Below are 17,363 nucleotides of genomic sequence, written 5' to 3' on the forward strand. Positions count from 1 at the left end.
GAAGCTTGGCGGCGAGGTGGAGACCGGATGGAGGACCGGTCTCCACGATTTCTCCACATTTCCACCGCCCGGCCGTCAAGCCGGCAGGCGGGACCAGGTCGACCGTTGTGTCATGACGACTCTTCTCGACAGGACAGCACCACCGGCTGCACTCGCGCTGCGTGACACCGCCTCGGTCGCACTCGGCATGGTCGCGTTCGGCGTGACACTGGGCGTCACGATCTCGGTGCTTGGCTTCGGCACGCTGCCCGGACTGGTCGGTGCGCCCGTGGTGTACGGCGGGAGTGCCCAGCTCACCGCGGTGACGCTGGTTCATCAGGGGACCGGGCTGGCTGTCGTTGTCGCGTCGGCGGCCATCGTGAACTCGCGCCTGCTGCTCTACAGCGCGTCGCTGTCGCGGCGGTTCAGCGGTCAGCCGACCTGGTTCCGATGGCTGGCGCCGCACTTCGTCATCGACCAGACGTATCTGCTGTCGAGTGCCCGGCCCGATCTCGACCCGCGGACGTTCCGGTGTTACTGGGGCTGGCTCGGGTTCTTCGTTCTGGTGGTCTGGTCGTCGTCGGTCGCGATCGGCATGGTCGCCGGCCCGGTGTTGCCTGAACTGCCCCACCTTGTCTTCGTCGGCACCGCCATGTTCCTGGGCATGCTGGCGCCGCGGCTGACGAACCGTCCAGCCGTCGCGGCCGCGGTGGCGGGGGGACTCGTGGCCGCCGTGGTGGGTCTGATTCGCCCGGAACTCGGCATCGTCTGCGGAGCGATCGCCGGTGTCATGGCCGGATCGGCGGTACGGCGATGACCGCCATGCTGTCGATGCTCCTGCTAGGGGCAGTCAGTTGGGTGTTCCGCATCGCATTCGTCACTCTGCTGCCGGCGGAGCGTCTGCCGGCGCGACTCCAGACCGGCCTCGAGTACCTCGCCCCGGCGGTGCTCGCGGCAATCGTGGCCGTGGAGCTCAGCTCGTTGGTTCGTGATGCCGAGCCCCTGGACGCGATGGTTCTGCTGGCGGCGGGTTCCGTGATCGGACTGGTCGCCTTTCACACCCGCAATCTGTCCCTCGCCTGCGCGCTGGGCGTCGGAGTCGTGCTCATCGTGGACTACCTGCCGTGGTGAGCAGGGTGCCGGACCGCCAGGCCATCACAATGTGCGCCGGGCGGCGGCGCTCCCGCTGCGGGCGCGGTGGGCGGGACAGATGTGATGGCCTGGAGGTCCGCGCCTCACCGGCCGCGGTGTCGCTGGGCGAGCTCTTTCAGGTAGAGGGCGCTTGCCTTGGGGGTGCGGGTCTGGGATTCGTAGTCGACGCGGACGATGCCGAAGCGTTTGGCGTAGCCGTAGGCCCATTCGAAGTTGTCCAGCAGGGACCAGGCCAGGTAGCCGCGGATGTCGGCGCCTTGGCGGATGGCCTCGGCGACGGCCGCCAGGTGGGTGGTGAAGTAGGCGACCCGGTCGGTGTCGTTGACGAAGCCGGTGGCGTCGGGGTGGTCTTCGAAGGCCGAGCCGTTCTCGGTGATGACCATGGGCAGGCCCGGGTAGTCACGGCTGATGCCGACCAGGAGGTCGGTGAAACCTTCGGGGACGATCTCCCAGTCCATCGCAGTGCGCGGCTTGTCCAGTGGGACGGTGCGGCTGACTGGCCGGCCGTCGTCGTCGACCGTGCGGCCGTCCTCGGTGAAGCCGGTGAACTTCTGGCTGAAGTAGTAGTTCACCCCGAGTACGTCGATCGGCGCGGAGATCAGCTCGAGATCGCCGTCGGCGACCGGCAGCTCGACGCCTTCCGCCGCGAGGTCGGCGACCACGTCGGCTGGGTAGCGCCCGTGGACGAGCGGGTCGAGGTAGATCCGCCGGCCCATCCCGTCCGCACGACGGGCCGCCTGGACGTCCGGCTCCAGAGGACTCGCCGGGTACGCCGTCGCCACGTTCAGCGTGATACCGATGTCCACCTTGCGCGGTGACGCCTCACGCATCCGGACCGTGGCGAGGCCGTGCCCGAGCAACAGGTGGTGGACCGCCGCGATAGCAGCCGGGTACTCACGCCTGCCCGGAGCATGAGCGCCGTACGCGTAGCCGAGCATGGCCGAGCACCACGGCTCGTTCAGCGTGGTCCAGGTGTCGACGCGATCGCTCAAGGCGTCGAAGACGAGCATCGCGTAGTCCGCGAACCGATACGCCGTGTCGCGGACCGGCCAGCCACCCGCGTCCTCGAGGTCCTGCGGCAGATCCCAGTGGTACAGCGTCACCCACGGGTCGATGCCTTGAGCAAGCAGTTCGTCGACGAGCCGGTCGTAGAACGCGATCCCGGCCAGGTTGACCGGGCCCTTCCCGTGCGGCTGCACCCGCGGCCACGCCACCGAGAAGCGGTAGGTGTCCAGCCCGAGCTCCTTGATCAGGGCAACATCGGCGGGCATCCGGTGGTAGTGGTCGCAGGCGATGTCGCCGGTATCGCCGTTGTCGATCGCACCGGGCACCCGGCAGTAGGTGTCCCAGATCGACGGTGTCCGGCCGTCCGTGGTGACCGCGCCCTCGATCTGGTACGCCGACGTCGCGACACCCCACCGGAATCCGGCCGGCAGATCCAGTTGGGGCGCCGGGACAGACGTTGTGCTGCTCATCCGCGTCCTCGCTTCGCTCCGGGCGCGGATGAGACACGAGATGCGCTGTGTTCGATGATGAACTCGGTTCGCTCGTTCATGTTCGCCTTTCAGACAGAAGTGAGGTCAGCCGACCGGGACGCGGCCCGGCAGCCAGCAGGCGACGGAACGACTGGGATCGTTGCGCGCCGACGGGACCCCGAGGATCGGGATCTCGGCCGAGCAACGGTCGAACGCGTGCGGGCACCGCGGATGGAAAGAGCACCCCGACGGCATCCCGCGCAGATCGGGCGGCGACCCGGGGATCCCGGCCAGCTCCCGGCGCGGACCACGCAGCGCCGGGAAGGACTTCAGCAGCCCTTCGCTGTACGGATGCAACGAGTCCTTGTAGAGATCGGCCGATCGCGCTTCCTCCACGATCCGGCCGCCGTACATGATCGCGATCCGGTCGGAGAACTCGACCAGCAGTGACAGGTCGTGGGTGATGAACAGGACCGAGAACCCGAGCCGCTCGCGCAGGTCGACCAGTTGGGCGAGGATCTGCCGCTGCATCACCACGTCGAGCGCGGTGGTCGGCTCGTCCATGATGACGAGCTGCGGTTCGAGGACGAGCGCCATCCCGATCATCACCCGCTGCCGCATACCGCCGGACAGCTGGTGCGGGTAGGCGTCCATCCGGTCCGCCGAGATGCCGACCAGCTTGAGCATCTCCTTCGCCCGCGCGGTCCGGGCCTGCGGCGACAGTTGCGGCTCGTGCGCCTTGATCACGTCGAGCATCTGCGTCGAGACCTTGTGCACCGGGTTCAGCGAGTTCATCGCGCCCTGGAACACGATCGACGTCTCGGCCCAGCGGAACGCCCGCAACTCGGGATCCGTCAGCGCCATCACGTCGTACGCGTCACCGCTCGGCGGGTGGTAGACGACCGAGCCGCCGCTGATCACGCCGGGCGGTGGCAGCAGTCGCGTCACCCCGTAGGCCAGCGTCGACTTGCCGCTGCCGCTCTCGCCCGCGAGCCCCAGCACCTCACCGCGGTGCAGGGTCAGCGTCACGTCGCGAACCGCCTGCACGGCCTGGTCGCCGAGACCGTAGTCGACGCAGAAGTCCTTGATCTCCAGCACCGGCTCGTTCACGCCGCCTCCTCCTTCTTACGCCGTACGACGGGAGTCGCAGCACCGGCCGTGGACCCGAGCACCGGCGTGAAGCCGACCCGCATCCGGACCGTGTGACCGTCCTTCGCCCGGGTCCGACGGTTCAGCACCCGGGTGTGACCGCTGCTGCGCAAGCGCGGGCTGACGAACTCGTCGATCCCGAAGTTGATCAGCGAGAGCGCCGTACCGAGGATCGCGATCGCCAGGCCGGCCGGGACGAACCACCACCAGGCGCCCTGGGCCAACGCCTGCTGGCTCTGCGCCCAGAACAGGATCGTGCCCCAGTTCCACTCGGAGATGGTGGAGATGCCGATGAAGGCCAACGTGATCTCGGACATCACCGCGAAGATCACCGTGCCGACGAAACCGGACGCGATGATCGCGGTGAGGTTCGGCATGATCTCGGCGGTGATGATCCGCCAGGTGCTCTCACCGGTCGCCCGCGCGGCCTCGACGTAGTCACGGCGGCGCAACGACAGCGTCTGTGCTCGCAGTACTCGCGCGCCCCAGGCCCACGACGTCAATCCGATGACGAGGGCAACCATCAGGTCACCGGCGCTCGGGATGGTGGAGGCGACGATGATGATCAGCGGCAGCGCCGGGATCACCAGGAAGACGTTGGACAACGCCGACAGGCTCTCGTCCGCGGCGCCGCCGAGGAAGCCGGCGCTCACCCCGATCAGCACGGACAACGCGGTCGCGACGATCCCGGCCAGCAGGCCGACGAACATCACGCCCCGCGTGCCGACGAGGACCTGGCTGAAGATGTCCTGCCCGAGGTGCGTCGTACCGAACCAGTGCTTGCCGGACGGCAGCTGGATCAGGTCGCTGCTGCGGGCCGACGGGTCGTACGGCGCGATCCACGGTCCGATGATCGCGATCAGGCAGAAGAACCCGAGCACGATCAGACCCGTCGCGGCCTTCGGGTTGGCGACGAACCGCAACCGGCGGCGCTTCGCCGGGACGGCCGCGACCTCGGGGCCTTCGGGCGTGACCGCGGTGATCGTGGTGGCTGGTGCGGACATGTCAGCCCTCCTTCCGGGTGCGCGGGTCGAGCAGCAGGTAGGCGATGTCGGCCATCAGGTTGGCGACCAGGACCGAGAGCGTGATGACCAGGAAGATGCCCTGCATCAGCGGGTAGTCCTTGGCGCCGACCGCCTGGAAGAGGTTGTAGCCGATCCCCGGGTAGGAGAAGACGATCTCGACCAGCAGCGTGCCGCCGACGATGAAGCCGAGCGACAACGCGAAACCGGAGACGTTCGGCAGCAAAGCGTTGCGGGCGGCGTAGCTGACCATCACCCGCCGCTCGGGCAGGCCCTTGGCGTGCGCGACAGTGATGTAGTCCTCGGAGGCGACCGTCACCATCATGTTCCGCATGCTCAGGATCCAGCCGCTGACCGACGAGATCAGGATGGTGACCGCGGGCAGCAGGCTGTGCTGGATCGCGCTGCCGATGAACTCACCGTTCCAGGACGGCACCAGGCCCGGCTCGTAGCCGCCGGACGACGGGAAGATGCTGTCCGGGCCGGCCAGCAGGGTGATCGCCAGCAGGCCGAGCCAGAAGTACGGGATCGACGACAAGAAGGTTGTCACCGGCAACAGTCCGTCCAGCCAGGAGCCGCGTCGCCAGCCGGCCAGGACGCCGAGCGACGTACCGATCATGAAACTCGCGAAGGTGGTGATGCCGACCAGCGCGATCGTCCACGGCAGGCTCTGGCTCAGGATGTCCGAAACCGGCGTGGGAAAGAACGTGAACGACAACCCGAGATCGCCGCGGAACACCTGGCCCCAGTAGTCGACGTACTGGCTCCAGACCGAGGCGTTCTGGTCCAGGCCGAACAGCACGTACAGCGAGTTGATCGCCTCGGTGCTCAGCTGTCCCTGGAACTTGTTGATCAGCGAGGTGACCGGGTCGCCGGGGATCAGCCGCGGGATGAAGAAGTTGATGGTGAGCGCGGCCCAGGCGGTGAACAGGTAGAACGCGATCCGCTGCAGCAGGAACTTCACCTGGCCGCTCCTTCCTCGTAGAGCCAGCAGGCCGCCCAGTGACCGTGATTGGCCGGCAGCTCGAAGCGGGGCGGGAGGTCGGTCGAGCACTTCGGCATCGCGTGCACACAGCGCGGGTGGAACCGGCAGCCGGTCGGCGGCGCGATCAGGCTCGGTGGCTCGCCGCTGCCGCGGTCCTCAGGCTGGAGATCGCCGACCCGGTCCAACCGGTCCGGATCCGGCGCGCTCTCGATCAGCAGCCGGGTGTACGGGTGGGCCGGGTTCTGCGTGACCGTCTCGGAGTCGCCGCCTTCGACCATCCGGCCGGCGTACATCACCAGCGTCTCGTCGGCGAAGTAGCGGGCCGACGCGATGTCGTGGGTGATGTAGAGGATGGCGAGGTCGAGCCGTTCCTTCAGGTCACGCAGCAGGTTGAGTACGCCGAGCCGGATCGAGACGTCGAGCATCGATACCGGCTCGTCCGCGAGCAGCGCTTCCGGGTCGGCGCCGAGCGCACGCGCGATCGAGACCCGCTGACGCTGACCGCCGGAGAGCTCGTGCGGGAACTTGTCCAGGTAGCGCTCCGGGGGAGTGAGCTGGACCCGGAGCAGCAGGTCGCGCAGGTTGTCTTCCAACTCGGCGGCCGAGGTGCCTGCCCGGCCGTGGATCTTCAACGAGCGGGTCAGGTGGTACCGGACGGTGTGCGTCGGGTTCAGCGAGGCGAACGGGTCCTGGAAGATCATCTGCACCCGGCGGCAGTACGCCCGGAACCTGCGGCCGCCCTTCACCGTGACGGACTCGCCGTGCAGCCGGATGTCACCCGACGTCCGGCCGTACAACTGGGCGAGCAGCCGGGCCACGGTCGACTTGCCCGAGCCGGACTCACCGACGAGCGCGGTGACGCGGCCTCGGCGCAGCGTGAGCCGGATGTCGTCGACCGCGTGCACGACCTTGTGTTCCCTGGTGAGCAGGTCGCGGACTCCCCGGCGTACCGGGAAGTGCTTGGTGAGGCCCTCGGCCTCGAGGACCACCTCGGTGTCGGTCACCGTCATGTGACTCCAACCCTTTCAGGTTCTGTCGGTGGGGTCGGGGTAGCACCCGCTGCGCGGCGCCGGGGATCGACCCCCGGCGCCGCGGCTCGGCAGTTACTGCGCGCCGGCGGGCTTCAGGTTCAGGACGATCTGCAGCGCGTTCTGCTGCGTCGGCTGAGCCGGCGCGTACTGGTTCTGCTCGTCCGGCCAGCCCTCCCAGTTCTTCGTGCTGTAGAGGCCACCGACGTTGGACGCCGAGGTGGGGATCACCGGCATCTGCTCGACCATGATCTTCTGCAGCGTGTTCAGCGCGGCGGTCCGGGTCGCGTCGTCGGTCGCGTTCGCGTACTGGTCCAGGGCCTCGGTCGCCTCCGGGCTGTTGAACCGGCCGTAGTTGCCGCTCACCCCGCCCTTGCCGACCGGCTTCAGGATCTTGCCGTCCATGATGTTCTGGTAGATGTCGTACGGCGTCGCGCCGCCGTTGGTCCAGTGCATCCCGGCGTCGAAGTTGCCCTCGTCGAAGGCCTTGAACCACGCGTCCTGGTTGGCCTTGTCGACGGTCGCCTTGATCCCGATCGTGGACAGGTTGTCCTTGATGATCTCCAGGTCGGTGATGTAGTCCGACCAGCCGGCCGGGTCGGTCAGCGTGATCGTGACCGGCTTGCCGGTCGGGTCCTTCAGCACGTCGCCCTCGAGCTTGAAGCCGGCGTCGGCGAGCTCCTTCTTGGCGCCCTCCACGTCCACGACGTGCAACTTGTCCTTGAACTCCGGCGCGATGAACGACTCACCCGCCGGGGTCGGGATCCCGGTGATCGACTCGACCTTCGGGTAGAAGTAGCCGGCCTCACCCTGCATGAAGATGTCGTCGCGGTTGATCACCTTGTCCATCGCCCGCCGCAGCGCCGGGTTGTCGAACGGCTTGCGGGTGGTGTTGATCCACAGGCCGTGGATGCCGAGGTTCGCCGGGAACCACAGCTTGTGGTGCTCGGGGTCCTTGTCCTGGTAGACGGCCTTCACGTTCGGGACGAAGACGAAACTCCACTCCGACGAGCCGTTGGCCAGCGCGGTGGTCTGCGCGTTGTTGTCGTTGTACGACGTGTAGCGCAGCTCCTTCACCTTCGGCAGGTCCTGCCAGTACGAGTCACGCAGTACCAGCGTGGTCGTCTGCGGGGTGAACGACTTCACCGTGTACGGCCCGGTGCCGATCGGGTTCTTCAGCGTGTCCTGGCTCGGGTCCTTCAGCGTCGACCACTGGTGCTTCGGTACGACGAAGACGGTCAGGATCTTGTTCTGGTTGACGAACTGGGACCGGGTGAAGGTCAGGTCCACCTTGTTGCCGGCCACCGCGATCGTGCCGTAGGGGATGGCGTCCTGGTTCAGGCCCTCGTTGTCCTTGCGCAGCTGGAACGAGTAGGCGACGTCCTCGGCCGTCATCGGCTTGCCGTCGGAGAACTTGACGCCGTCGCGGATGGTCAGCGACAGCTTGGTGAAGTTGTCCGCCCATTTCCACTCGGTGGCCAGCCACGGCTTGCCCGGCTCGGTCGGCTTGATGCCGTTGATCATCACCAGCGGCTCGAAGATCATCCACCGGTACCCCAGCGAGGCACCCGAGGAGGAGCCGAGGAACGGGTTGTGGTTCTCGGTCTGCGGGCCGTTCGGCATGCCGACGTTCAGCACCGTCGCGGCGCTGCCGGATCCGCTGGTCGTGGTGTTCCCGTCCCCGCTACTACAGGCAGCCAGCGTGGCTGCCGCGAGCAAGCCCGAAAGGGCCAGCGCGACAGTGCGTCGTGCTCGCATCGGTTCCTCCTGTGAATCTGTTGGCGGATGCTCACGCCTGAGCCGCGTGAGCGAGTGCATCGTGGCGTGAAAGCGCTCTCATGGGAAGAGCGGACGCCTGATCGATGGAAATCGGGGGTGTTCACCGGCGGCGGGACAGGGGCAGCTGCCCCGCCGCCGGAGTCTCAGGAGCGCCGGTGTCTCGGGGCGGGTTTCGGCGATCTCGATGGTGTCTTCGGGGCGGTTGAGTTGCGGACGACCAGCGTCGTCGGCAGCACTTGGGGGTCCACGGGCAGCGGCGTGCCGCCGAAGTACCCCATCAGCATCCGGGCCGCCGTCTGGCCCATCTGGCGCATCGGCTGATGCACCGTGGTCAGCGGCGGCTCGGTGTGCTCGGCGTACGGGATGTCGTCGAACCCGACCACCGAGACGTCGGTCGGCACGTTCCGTCCGGCCTCCCGGACGGCCTGCATGGCGCCGCCGGCGGACAGGTCGTTGTGGGCGAAGATCGCGTCGAACTCGAGCCGCTGGTCGAGCGCGTGCTGCACGCCGCGACGGCCGCTCTCGTGGGTGAAATCGCCTTCGAACACAAGCCTCTGGTCGAGCTCGATCCCGGCTTCGGCGTAGGTGTCGCGGAAGCCGTCCAGGCGTTCGTGGGTACAGCCGAACCGCTCGACGCCGGTGATCACCAGCGGCTTGTGCCGGCCGAGCTCGAGCAGGTGCCGGGCGGCGGACTCACCGCCGGCCCGGTTGGTGGTGGCGACGGACGGGAACTGCGGGCGCTTGGCCCGGTCGTCGATCAGTACGACGGGCAGGCCGCGCGCGTGCAGTTGCTCGATGTAGGTGAGGGTGCCCTCGGGCTCGATCACCAGCAGGCCGTCGAAGGACTGGGCCGAGACCTGGGAGGCGAACTGCTGCATCGACTCCTCACCCCGGTTGAAGGTGAAGAGCAGCAGGCCGTACCCCTCGCTCTCGACCACGTCGACGGCGCCTTGCAGCACCTCGCCCATCCACGGCCAGGTCAGCGACGGGACGAGCATGCCGACGATCCGGGTCCGGCCGCGGGCCAGGCCGACCGCGCGGGCGCTCGGCACGTACCCGAGCTCGGCGATCACCTGACGGACCCGCTCGGCGGTACGCAGGTCGAGCTCGCCCTTGCCGTTCAGGACGCGCGAGACGGTCGTCTTGCTGACGCCGGCACGCGCCGCGACATCGGCGATGGTGATCGACACTGCGCTGACTCCCTCAGGCGGGTGAGGCTCCGGCTTGCGGTCCGGAACCGGTTTCGGAAGCGGTTCCGTAGAGTGAAGCCGAGGGTGCCGACAGCCGTCAATCACGGAACGGTAACGAATCACCCCTTAGTTCACGACCTGGAAGAAGGTGTCTCTTCCGGCCTGTCGGGACGGCGTGATGAACTCTGTCGGGAGCGGCCTGCCTGAGGCCGGACCAGGTAGGGGTAGACGGCATGGACGTTCGGCGGACCACTGTGCGCGACATGCGGCGGTCCAACCGGTCGGCGCTGCTGACCACGATCTACCGCGAGGGTCCGCTCAGCCGGTACGAGCTGGGTCACCGGACGTCGCTGAGTGCCGCGAGCGTGAGCAACCTGGTCAGCGAACTGATCGCCGAGGGTGTCGTCGAGGAGGCCGGTTCGGTCGACTCCGAAGGCGGACGGCCGCGCATCCTGCTGCGGGTGTCGCCGACCTTCCGGTACGTCGTGGGCGCGGAGGTCGGCGAGACCCGGGTGCGGGTCGAGTTGTTCGACCTCTCGATGAAGGTGCTCGCGTCTGCCGACTATCCGATCGACAGGCCGCAGCCGTCGACAGTGGTGAAGCACGTCCTGGAAGGGCTTGCGACGGTTGTCGCCTCGTCCGGCGTGCGGTCCGAGCTGGTCCTCGGCCTCGGTGTGGGGGTCGCCGGTGTTGTCGAGGGCAACGCTGTTGTCGACGCACAGACGCTCGGGTGGGACGCCGTACCGCTGCGGCAGTTGATTGCCGAGGGCACCGATATCCCGATCGAGGTGGACAACGGCGCGAACATGCTGGGCCAGGCGGAGATCTGGTTCGGCGCCGGCCGCGGGGCGACCGATGCGGTGGTGGCGCTGATCGGATCCGGCGTCGGCGCGGCCTTGGTCGCCGACGGATCCACCTATCGCGGCACGCGCAGCAGCGCGGGCGAGTGGGGCCACATGACGATCGCGTACGGCGGCCGTCGATGCCGGTGCGGAGCTGTTGGCTGTCTCGAGGCGTATGTCGGCGCCGAGTCTGTGCTCGAGCGGTATCGGGAGGCCGGCGGCGTGGTGTCAGCCGCCGACGAGGAAGCGGCCTTCGTCGAGTTGCTCGACGCCGTCGGTACGTCGGACGTCGCGGCGGCGATCGTGGCCGAGACGTTGGGGTATCTCGCCGCGGGGGTCGCGAATCTGGTCAACCTGGTCAACCCGGAGCGGATCGTGCTCGGTGGATGGGCCGGACTGTTGCTGGGGGAGCGGTATCTGGATGACCTGCGGGTGGCGGTCGGTGAGCATGCGTTGCGGCAGCCGTACGCGCAGGTGTCGATCGTGTTGTGCGAGCTCGGGCGGGATGCGGTCGCCCTTGGTGCGGCGACGCTTCCCGTGCTGCGCTTGCTTCGCGACGGGGGCGTCGTACCCGCTCGCTAGGCCGGTTTTCGGAAGATTACTGCCACCAGGTGACAGTAATCTCCCGGAAAGAGGTGGTTCAGACGGTCCACTTCTGGTTGGCGGCGCCGGTGCAGGTCCAGGTCTGCAAGGGTGTCGCGTTGGCGGAGTTGTTGCCGGTGACATCGACGCACTTGTTGGCCTGTGGGTTCACCAGGTCCCGGCCGGACGTGTGAACCCATTGCTGGGCGCCGCTTCCGTTGCAGGTCCAGAGCTGGACTTTGGCGCCGTCGGCAACCGATCCCGCGTTCACGTCGAGGCACTTGCCCAAGGCCCGGATCGTGCCGTCACCGGGACGGGTCCACTGCTGGGCGTTGGTTCCGTTGCAGTCGTAGAGCTGGACGGGGGTGCCGTCCGCGGCGTTGGCGGCTTACCCGGACGGTACGACGGTCCGGCCGCAGACGATGACGATCGACTACGTCCGCGTCTCCACGCTCGGCTCGGCCGGATCCTTGTGTGAGAACGACGCTCCCCCGTCAAGGTCGGGACTAAATAAAAGACATGAAAAAAGTGCGCGTGCGGCGTTGACACCGTTTGGACACGGATGGTTACCTCTTGTTGACCACCTGTTGCGGCGCGGGCAGACGCCGTCAACTCCCGATGACCCAGAACCCTTTAGAACAAGGGAGAACCGCCCCATGCCCGCGAACGGGACACTTCGTCGCGCCCTCACCTGGCGACGACGCATCCTGCCGGTAGTCCTGGCCGCCAGCTGTGTGGCCGCTGCCGGACTCGGATTCGGCACCGCACCAGCTGCCCAGGCTGCTGGTGAGCAGGTCAACATCTGGCTGACCACCACCAACGACGCCGCCGGCCGCAACGTGACCCGCGGTCTGCAGCCGCAGACGCCGGTCACCTTCGGCCCGGCCGGAGGGACCGCGAACCAGACCATCACGGTCAACGAGAACACGACGTACCAGTCGTTCGAAGGCGGCGGCGCATCGTTCACCGACAGCGCCGCCTGGCTGCTGAACAGCAGCAACACGATCACGGCCGCCACCCGCGACCAGGTGATGCGCGACCTGTTCGACCCGGTGGACGGGATCGGCCTCGCCTTCGTCCGCAACCCGATGGGCGCGTCGGACCTGGCCCGGTTCAACTACTCGTACGACGACACGTGCTGCGATCTCAACGACTTCAGCATCGGCCATGACCTGACCGACGTCGTACCACTGACCAAGAAGGCGCGCCAGCTCAATCCGACGCTGAAGGTGAAAGGCTCGCCGTGGAGCTCGCCGGCCTGGATGAAGGACAACAACAAGTTCACCAACCGCGGGTGGCTGAAGTGGGAGTACTACCCGATGTACGCCCAGTACTTCGTCAAGTACGTCCAGCAGAACGAGGCCCAGGGCAATCACATCGACTACGTCTCGGTGCAGAACGAGCCGACTTGTTGCGGCACCGACAACACCGGCTACGCGTCGATGAACTGGAACGGCTCCGGCCTGCTCGAGTTCACCAAGAACCACCTGATCCCGGCGTTCCGTGCGGCCGGCATCACCACGAAGGTGATGATCCTGGACTACAACTGGGGTAACTACAACGACCTCGGCTCGGTGCCGCTGGCCGATGCCGCGTTGCGCAACGACCCGCTGTTCGGTGGGATCGCCTGGCACGGGTACGGCGGTGACGTGAACCTGCAGACGCAGGTGCACAACCAGTACCCGGCCGTGAACCACTACATGACCGAGCACTCCGGCGGCACGTGGATCGCGAACCAGCAGGTCGAGGACATGAACAACCTGATCGACTACACCCGCAACTGGAGCAAGTCCTGGGTGAAGTGGAGCCTCGCGCTCGACCAGAACCACCTCCCGTACGTCGGTGCCGGCTGCAACGTGTGCACGGGTCTGGTGACCGTGCAGCGTGGTGGCAGCCGGGCCGGTCAGGTGGACAAGACGGTCGAGTACTACACGATGGGTCACCTGACCAAGTTCGTGAAGCCGGGCGCGGTCCGGATCGATTCGTCCGCGAACAACTCGGTGAAGAACGTGGCCTGGAAGAACCCGGACGGCTCGAAGGCGCTGATCGCGTTCAACATGACGGGCAGCTCGCAGTCGGTGCGGGTGAACTGGGGCTCGCAGTCGTTCGTCTACACGCTGCCGACCAAGACGTCGGCGACGTTCACGTGGACGGGTTCGCAGAGTGGCGGTGGTACGGGGACGCCGATCAGCGGATTGGCCGGCAAGTGCATCGATGTTGCCGGGGCCAACAGTGCGGACGGGACCGCCGTACAACTGTATGACTGCAACGGTACGACGGCGCAGCAGTGGAGCCGGCCCGGTGACGGGACGATCCGGGCCCTGGGCAAGTGCCTCGACGTGGCCGGCGGATCGGTGGCCGATGGTGCGCGCGTGCAGCTGTATTCGTGCAACGGGAGTGCGGCCCAGCAATGGACCTATACGAGCGAGAGAGATCTGGTGAATCCCCAGGCGAACAAGTGTCTTGATGTGACCGGCAACAATTCCGCGAACGCGACACCGCTGCAGATCTGGACCTGCACGGGCGCGGCGAATCAGAAGTGGACCGTCTGATGCGCCGGCTCTTGGCCGCGGGTGCGGCGCTCGTACTGGGTGCGAACATGATGACGTCGACGGCTCAGGCAGCCACGGGAACCATCACCGGCCTGGCCGGGAAGTGCGCTGATGTTGCCGGCGCCAACAGTGCGGACGGCACCGCCGTACAGCTCTATGACTGCAATGGGACGGCCGCTCAGTCATGGACTCGTTCCACCGATGGGACGATCCGTGCCCTGGGTAAGTGTCTCGACGTGAGCGGTGGTTCGACCGCTGATGGTGCGCGTGTTCAGCTGTGGACGTGCAATGGCAGCGGCGCGCAGCAATGGACGTATACGTCGGGGCGGGACCTGGTGAACCCGCAGGCGAACAAGTGCCTGGATGTCACCGGCAACAATTCGGCGAACGCCACCCCGTTGCAGTTGTGGACGTGCACCGGCGCGGCGAACCAGAAGTGGAACGTCCCGGCCCAGGACGGTCCGCCGCCGACGGGCGGTGCGCCGGTGGCGGCGGCGCCGTACCTGTACCAGGGCTGGGGAAGCCCGCCGAACCCGGCGACCGTGATGAACGCGACCGGGGTGAAGTGGTTCACGATGGCGTTCATCCTGTCCAACGGGTACTGCAACCCGATGTGGGACGGCCAGCGCCCGCTCACCGGCGGTGTCGACCAGCAGGCGATCAACACGATCCGGGCGAACGGCGGTGACGTCGTCGTCTCGGTCGGCGGCTGGTCCGGGAACAAACTCGGTGAGAGCTGTGGCAGTGCCGGCGAGCTGGCGGCGGCGTACCAGAAGGTGATCAACGCGCTGTCGCTGAAGGCGTTCGACGTGGACATCGAGGCGACCGAGTTCAGCAACGCGACGGTACGCCAGCGGGTGATCGACGCGCTGAAGATCGTCGAGCAGAACAACCCGGGGATCGCGACGTACCTGACCTTCGGTACGTCGACGACCGGGCCGGACGGGAGCGGGCAGGACCTGATCCGGCGTGGGGCCGCCTCCGGGCTCAACCTGGACGGCTGGGTGATCATGCCGTTCAACTTCGGCGGTGGCACGAACAACATGGGCACACTGACCCGGCAGGCGGCCGACGGGCTGAAGAACCGGGTGCGCGACGCCTACGGGCTGAGCGACGACGCGGCGTACCGGAAGATCGGCATCTCGTCGATGAACGGGATCACCGATGTCGCCGGCGAACGCGTCAACCTGTCCGACTTCGAGTCGATGCTGGCGTACGCCTCCCAGCACCACCTGGCCCGCTTCACTTTCTGGTCGGTCAACCGCGACCGCCCCTGCACCGGCGGCCCGGCCGACAGCTGCTCAGGAGTCCCGCAGCAACCCTGGGACTTCACCAAGGTGATAGCCCGCTACCGCGGCTGACCGCTCGTGGGGGTGGGCAACCCGCCCACCCCCACCGATCTACCCCGCCGGACGTTCCTTCTCCCCATCCAGGCGCGCTCATCGGGTCGCTCTGTCTCTTCCTTTTCTCCCCCACGGCGTGGATTTGACCCTCCGGCTACCGGAGGGTGGAAGGTTGGGGGCATGGCGGCACTGGTGACGGTGGGGGAGTTCTCCCGCCTGACGCATCTCAGCGTGAAGACCCTGCATCACTACCACGACATCGGCCTGTTGGCTCCGGCCTCGGTCGACCCGGCGTCGGGCTACCGGCGGTACGGCACCGCTCAGGTCGAGACGGCCCTGCTCATCCGCCGGCTCCGGGAGCTGCGGATGCCGCTCCCGGAAGTCCGGCAGGTCGTCGAGACGACCGACGGCCCCGAGCGGGAGCAGACGCTCCGCGCGCACCTCGAGCGGATGGAACAGGAGCTCGCGCACACCCGCGAGGTCGTCACCTCACTGCGCGAGATGCTGACCCCAGGGCAACCGGCCCTGGACGTCGACTACCGCTTCATCCCGGCGTTCCGGGCGTACGGCGTACGGGATCAGGTCGAGCGAGAGCAGATCGGGCCCTGGTGCGAACGCGTCTTCAGGCGGCTCGGCGCAGTGGCCGCGGAGCATGGCATCGCCGCCACCTCCGGAGCGACGTACAGCGATGAGTTCTTCACCGACGACACCGGTGAGGTGGTCGCGTTCCTGCCGGTCGCGCCGGATCAGGAGCCTGCCGACGGCGTCGAGCTGATCGACCTGCCCGGTGGGTTCTTCGCGATCGCAGTACACACCGGACCACTGACCGACTTCGACCGCAGCTACGGCGCGCTCGGCAGCCACGTCGCAGAGCACTGCGAGGTCGCGCCGGGACCGATCCGCGAGCTGTACGTCGTCAGCCCAGGCGACGTGGACGACCCGACCGCCTGGCGTACCGAAATCTGCTGGCCGATCCAGCGAATCCCTGCACCGAAAGGCTGACATGTCCATCACCGTTGAAGCAATCTCCTTCGACTGCACCAACGCCGCTGAGATCGCCGGATTCTGGGCGGCCGCCCTCAACCGTCAAGTCGATGCTGACGGCAACGAGTACTTCGCGACCGTCGGGAAGACCGAGGGCGCCTCGCCGGTGCTGATGTTCCTCCAGGTGCCGGAGCCCCGCAACGGCAAGAACCGTGTGCACCTCGACCTCGCCACCGCCGACTGGGCCGCAGAAGTCGACCGGCTGGTCTCCCTCGGGGCCAAGCGGCTGGACGAGTACGACGAGTACGGCATCCACTGGGTCACCCTCGCCGACCCCGAAGGCAACGTGTTCGACCTCGCCGAACACCGCTAATCCGACCCGCACGTACTATCCCGCCCGGCCGAAGGCGCCGTCCTCGACCCGGCGGAGCTGGGCTCGGTAGTCCGGAAGGCGAGGTGCTCGGCTGGGCTAGGTGTGTCGGTAGTGGGTGCCGTCGAGGGTTGCTTGGCCCTGGTCTACCAGCTCGTTCAGGCGGGCTCGGGCTTGGGCCGTTGGCCAGCGGAAGGTGCGGGCGAGTTCGGCGGGTGTGGTCACCAGCATCGTGTCCAGGAACCTTTGCGTTGCGCGCACGTGGTCGGTCCCGCCGCCTACCTCGAACTGGTCGCAGGTGAGCGCGATCAAGGCGGCGGGCCAGCCGGGGCCGGTCTCCTCGACGCCGGCTGTGGTGACCAGCAGGTTCCGCTGGAGCTCGGTGATCGCGCGCTGGTAGCGGCTTCGATCGCCGATGAGTGCACGCAGTGTTGCACTCGGCAACGGCTCCGCCGCGATGGCCTTGGCGATCTCGTGGGCTGCGGGCGACAACTCGAGCGACTCGTGGTCACTGGGGTGGCCGGCGCCCGGGTAGAGCGCTTGGAGGAGATCCGGCGCGAGGAACGACCCGCGGCCGCCGAGATAGGCGCCGTACCAGGCAAGACCGCGGCGCGGCAGCTCGTCCTTCCAGGTCCAGACCCGCTGCTCATTCGTCCCCATGCCGGAACCGAACGGCTCCTCGTCCTCGCCGGCCACCGCCTCCCACAAAGACGGTACGACGGCCCGCGGTGCCGGGAACAACACCGCGAACCCGACATCGTCGACGAACGCCGCGGCCCGCTCGATCGATCCGATCCGTCGCCCCCGAACCCACCACCGGGCGGCGCGAGCCTGTCCGAGCTCTGTCATCGGGCCAGTGAATCATCGGCCCCGTTCTCACCCGTACGGGGGAGGTGATTCACCCGCTGGCGGGAGTGCTCTCGGGGCCGCC

Annotated in this window: 15 protein-coding genes and 1 pseudogene; 7 read left to right on the top strand and 9 right to left on the bottom strand. The window is 67.5% G+C overall.

The features are described 5' to 3' along the window. The first annotated feature begins 112 nt into the window (after positions 1-112). Positions 113-796 (top strand): AzlC family ABC transporter permease, encoded by a 684-nt coding sequence (locus tag AB0F43_RS16105; RefSeq protein ID WP_360476271.1) that lies wholly within the window; start codon positions 113-115, stop codon positions 794-796. Next, entirely contained in the window at positions 793-1,110 is a 318-nt protein-coding gene (locus AB0F43_RS16110; RefSeq protein WP_360476274.1) for an AzlD domain-containing protein, read from the top strand. Before AB0F43_RS16105 ends, AB0F43_RS16110 begins: the two co-directional genes overlap by 4 nt. Before the next feature lie 104 nt (positions 1,111-1,214). Here AB0F43_RS16110 and AB0F43_RS16115 read toward each other — a convergent pair whose 3' ends face one another. From AB0F43_RS16115 to AB0F43_RS16145, 7 genes are all read right to left on the bottom strand, one after another. Then, on the bottom strand, positions 1,215-2,606 hold the full coding sequence (locus AB0F43_RS16115; RefSeq protein ID WP_360476277.1) for a GH1 family beta-glucosidase: 1,392 nt from the start codon (positions 2,604-2,606) through the stop codon (positions 1,215-1,217). A gap of 105 nt (positions 2,607-2,711) precedes the next feature. Next, complete coding sequence (locus AB0F43_RS16120) at positions 2,712-3,716, bottom strand: ABC transporter ATP-binding protein (protein ID WP_360476280.1); 1,005 nt, start codon at positions 3,714-3,716, stop codon at positions 2,712-2,714. Then, the gene (locus AB0F43_RS16125; protein ID WP_360476283.1) at positions 3,713-4,759 is read right to left on the bottom strand and encodes an ABC transporter permease; all 1,047 of its coding nucleotides are present in this window, start codon (positions 4,757-4,759) and stop codon (positions 3,713-3,715) included. The genes AB0F43_RS16120 and AB0F43_RS16125 overlap by 4 nt, the downstream gene beginning before the upstream one ends. Position 4,760: 1 nt before the next feature. Then, complete coding sequence (locus AB0F43_RS16130; RefSeq protein ID WP_360476286.1) at positions 4,761-5,741, bottom strand: ABC transporter permease; 981 nt, start codon at positions 5,739-5,741, stop codon at positions 4,761-4,763. After that, the gene (locus tag AB0F43_RS16135) at positions 5,738-6,772 is read right to left on the bottom strand and encodes an ABC transporter ATP-binding protein (RefSeq protein ID WP_360476289.1); all 1,035 of its coding nucleotides are present in this window, start codon (positions 6,770-6,772) and stop codon (positions 5,738-5,740) included. The genes AB0F43_RS16130 and AB0F43_RS16135 overlap by 4 nt, the downstream gene beginning before the upstream one ends. A 93-nt stretch (positions 6,773-6,865) precedes the next feature. Continuing rightward, positions 6,866-8,548 carry an ABC transporter substrate-binding protein gene (locus AB0F43_RS16140; protein ID WP_360476292.1) on the bottom strand — a complete coding sequence of 561 codons (1,683 nt, stop codon included), beginning with the start codon at positions 8,546-8,548 and terminating at the stop codon, positions 6,866-6,868. A gap of 164 nt (positions 8,549-8,712) precedes the next feature. Further along, complete coding sequence (locus AB0F43_RS16145) at positions 8,713-9,759, bottom strand: LacI family DNA-binding transcriptional regulator (RefSeq protein ID WP_360476294.1); 1,047 nt, start codon at positions 9,757-9,759, stop codon at positions 8,713-8,715. Positions 9,760-9,992: 233 nt separating this feature from the next. On the opposite strand from AB0F43_RS16145, the gene AB0F43_RS16150 reads away from it, so the two are divergent. Next, positions 9,993-11,183: an ROK family transcriptional regulator gene (locus AB0F43_RS16150; RefSeq protein ID WP_360476297.1), complete on the top strand. Its 1,191-nt coding sequence runs from the start codon at positions 9,993-9,995 to the stop codon at positions 11,181-11,183. Positions 11,184-11,241: 58 nt separating this feature from the next. Here the strand turns inward: AB0F43_RS16150 and AB0F43_RS16155 are convergent. Beyond that, positions 11,242-11,550 (bottom strand): annotated as a pseudogene (locus AB0F43_RS16155) (ricin-type beta-trefoil lectin domain protein); the annotation flags it as partial. Between the two features lie 289 nt (positions 11,551-11,839). On the opposite strand from AB0F43_RS16155, the gene AB0F43_RS16160 reads away from it, so the two are divergent. The 4 genes from AB0F43_RS16160 (at position 11,840) to AB0F43_RS16175 (ending at position 16,435) form a co-directional block, all read left to right on the top strand. Then, complete coding sequence (locus tag AB0F43_RS16160) at positions 11,840-13,735, top strand: ricin-type beta-trefoil lectin domain protein (RefSeq protein WP_360476299.1); 1,896 nt, start codon at positions 11,840-11,842, stop codon at positions 13,733-13,735. Beyond that, positions 13,735-15,096: a ricin-type beta-trefoil lectin domain protein gene (locus AB0F43_RS16165; protein WP_360476302.1), complete on the top strand. Its 1,362-nt coding sequence runs from the start codon at positions 13,735-13,737 to the stop codon at positions 15,094-15,096. The genes AB0F43_RS16160 and AB0F43_RS16165 overlap by 1 nt, the downstream gene beginning before the upstream one ends. A 162-nt stretch (positions 15,097-15,258) precedes the next feature. Next, positions 15,259-16,080 carry a MerR family transcriptional regulator gene (locus tag AB0F43_RS16170; protein ID WP_360476305.1) on the top strand — a complete coding sequence of 274 codons (822 nt, stop codon included), beginning with the start codon at positions 15,259-15,261 and terminating at the stop codon, positions 16,078-16,080. A 1-nt stretch (position 16,081) separates the two neighbouring features. Continuing rightward, a complete protein-coding gene (locus AB0F43_RS16175; protein ID WP_360476308.1) occupies positions 16,082-16,435 on the top strand; it encodes a VOC family protein in 354 nt (117 codons plus the stop codon). Positions 16,436-16,531: 96 nt separating this feature from the next. Here the strand turns inward: AB0F43_RS16175 and AB0F43_RS16180 are convergent, their stop codons facing one another. Further along, positions 16,532-17,281, bottom strand: coding sequence for a hypothetical protein (locus tag AB0F43_RS16180; protein WP_360476311.1), 750 nt, complete (start codon positions 17,279-17,281; stop codon positions 16,532-16,534). Positions 17,282-17,363 lie beyond the last annotated feature (82 nt).

The sequence above is a fragment of the Kribbella sp. NPDC023972 genome (assembly GCF_040639075.1).
Taxonomy (GTDB): domain Bacteria; phylum Actinomycetota; class Actinomycetes; order Propionibacteriales; family Kribbellaceae; genus Kribbella.

What these genes read in the sequence shown, in the direction of transcription:
- AB0F43_RS16175 (WP_360476308.1), top strand. Translation starts at nt 16,082, where the DNA reads ATGTCCATCACCGTTGAAGCAATCTCCTTCGACTGCACCAACGCCGCT.
- AB0F43_RS16150 (WP_360476297.1), top strand. Translation starts at nt 9,993, where the DNA reads ATGGACGTTCGGCGGACCACTGTGCGCGACATGCGGCGGTCCAACCGG.
- AB0F43_RS16160 (WP_360476299.1), top strand. Translation starts at nt 11,840, where the DNA reads ATGCCCGCGAACGGGACACTTCGTCGCGCCCTCACCTGGCGACGACGC.
- AB0F43_RS16110 (WP_360476274.1), top strand. Translation starts at nt 793, where the DNA reads ATGACCGCCATGCTGTCGATGCTCCTGCTAGGGGCAGTCAGTTGGGTG.
- AB0F43_RS16125 (WP_360476283.1), bottom strand. Translation starts at nt 4,759, where the DNA reads ATGTCCGCACCAGCCACCACGATCACCGCGGTCACGCCCGAAGGCCCC.
- AB0F43_RS16115 (WP_360476277.1), bottom strand. Translation starts at nt 2,606, where the DNA reads ATGAGCAGCACAACGTCTGTCCCGGCGCCCCAACTGGATCTGCCGGCC.
- AB0F43_RS16105 (WP_360476271.1), top strand. Translation starts at nt 113, where the DNA reads ATGACGACTCTTCTCGACAGGACAGCACCACCGGCTGCACTCGCGCTG.
- AB0F43_RS16180 (WP_360476311.1), bottom strand. Translation starts at nt 17,281, where the DNA reads ATGACAGAGCTCGGACAGGCTCGCGCCGCCCGGTGGTGGGTTCGGGGG.
- AB0F43_RS16140 (WP_360476292.1), bottom strand. Translation starts at nt 8,548, where the DNA reads ATGCGAGCACGACGCACTGTCGCGCTGGCCCTTTCGGGCTTGCTCGCG.
- AB0F43_RS16135 (WP_360476289.1), bottom strand. Translation starts at nt 6,772, where the DNA reads ATGACGGTGACCGACACCGAGGTGGTCCTCGAGGCCGAGGGCCTCACC.
- AB0F43_RS16165 (WP_360476302.1), top strand. Translation starts at nt 13,735, where the DNA reads ATGCGCCGGCTCTTGGCCGCGGGTGCGGCGCTCGTACTGGGTGCGAAC.
- AB0F43_RS16170 (WP_360476305.1), top strand. Translation starts at nt 15,259, where the DNA reads ATGGCGGCACTGGTGACGGTGGGGGAGTTCTCCCGCCTGACGCATCTC.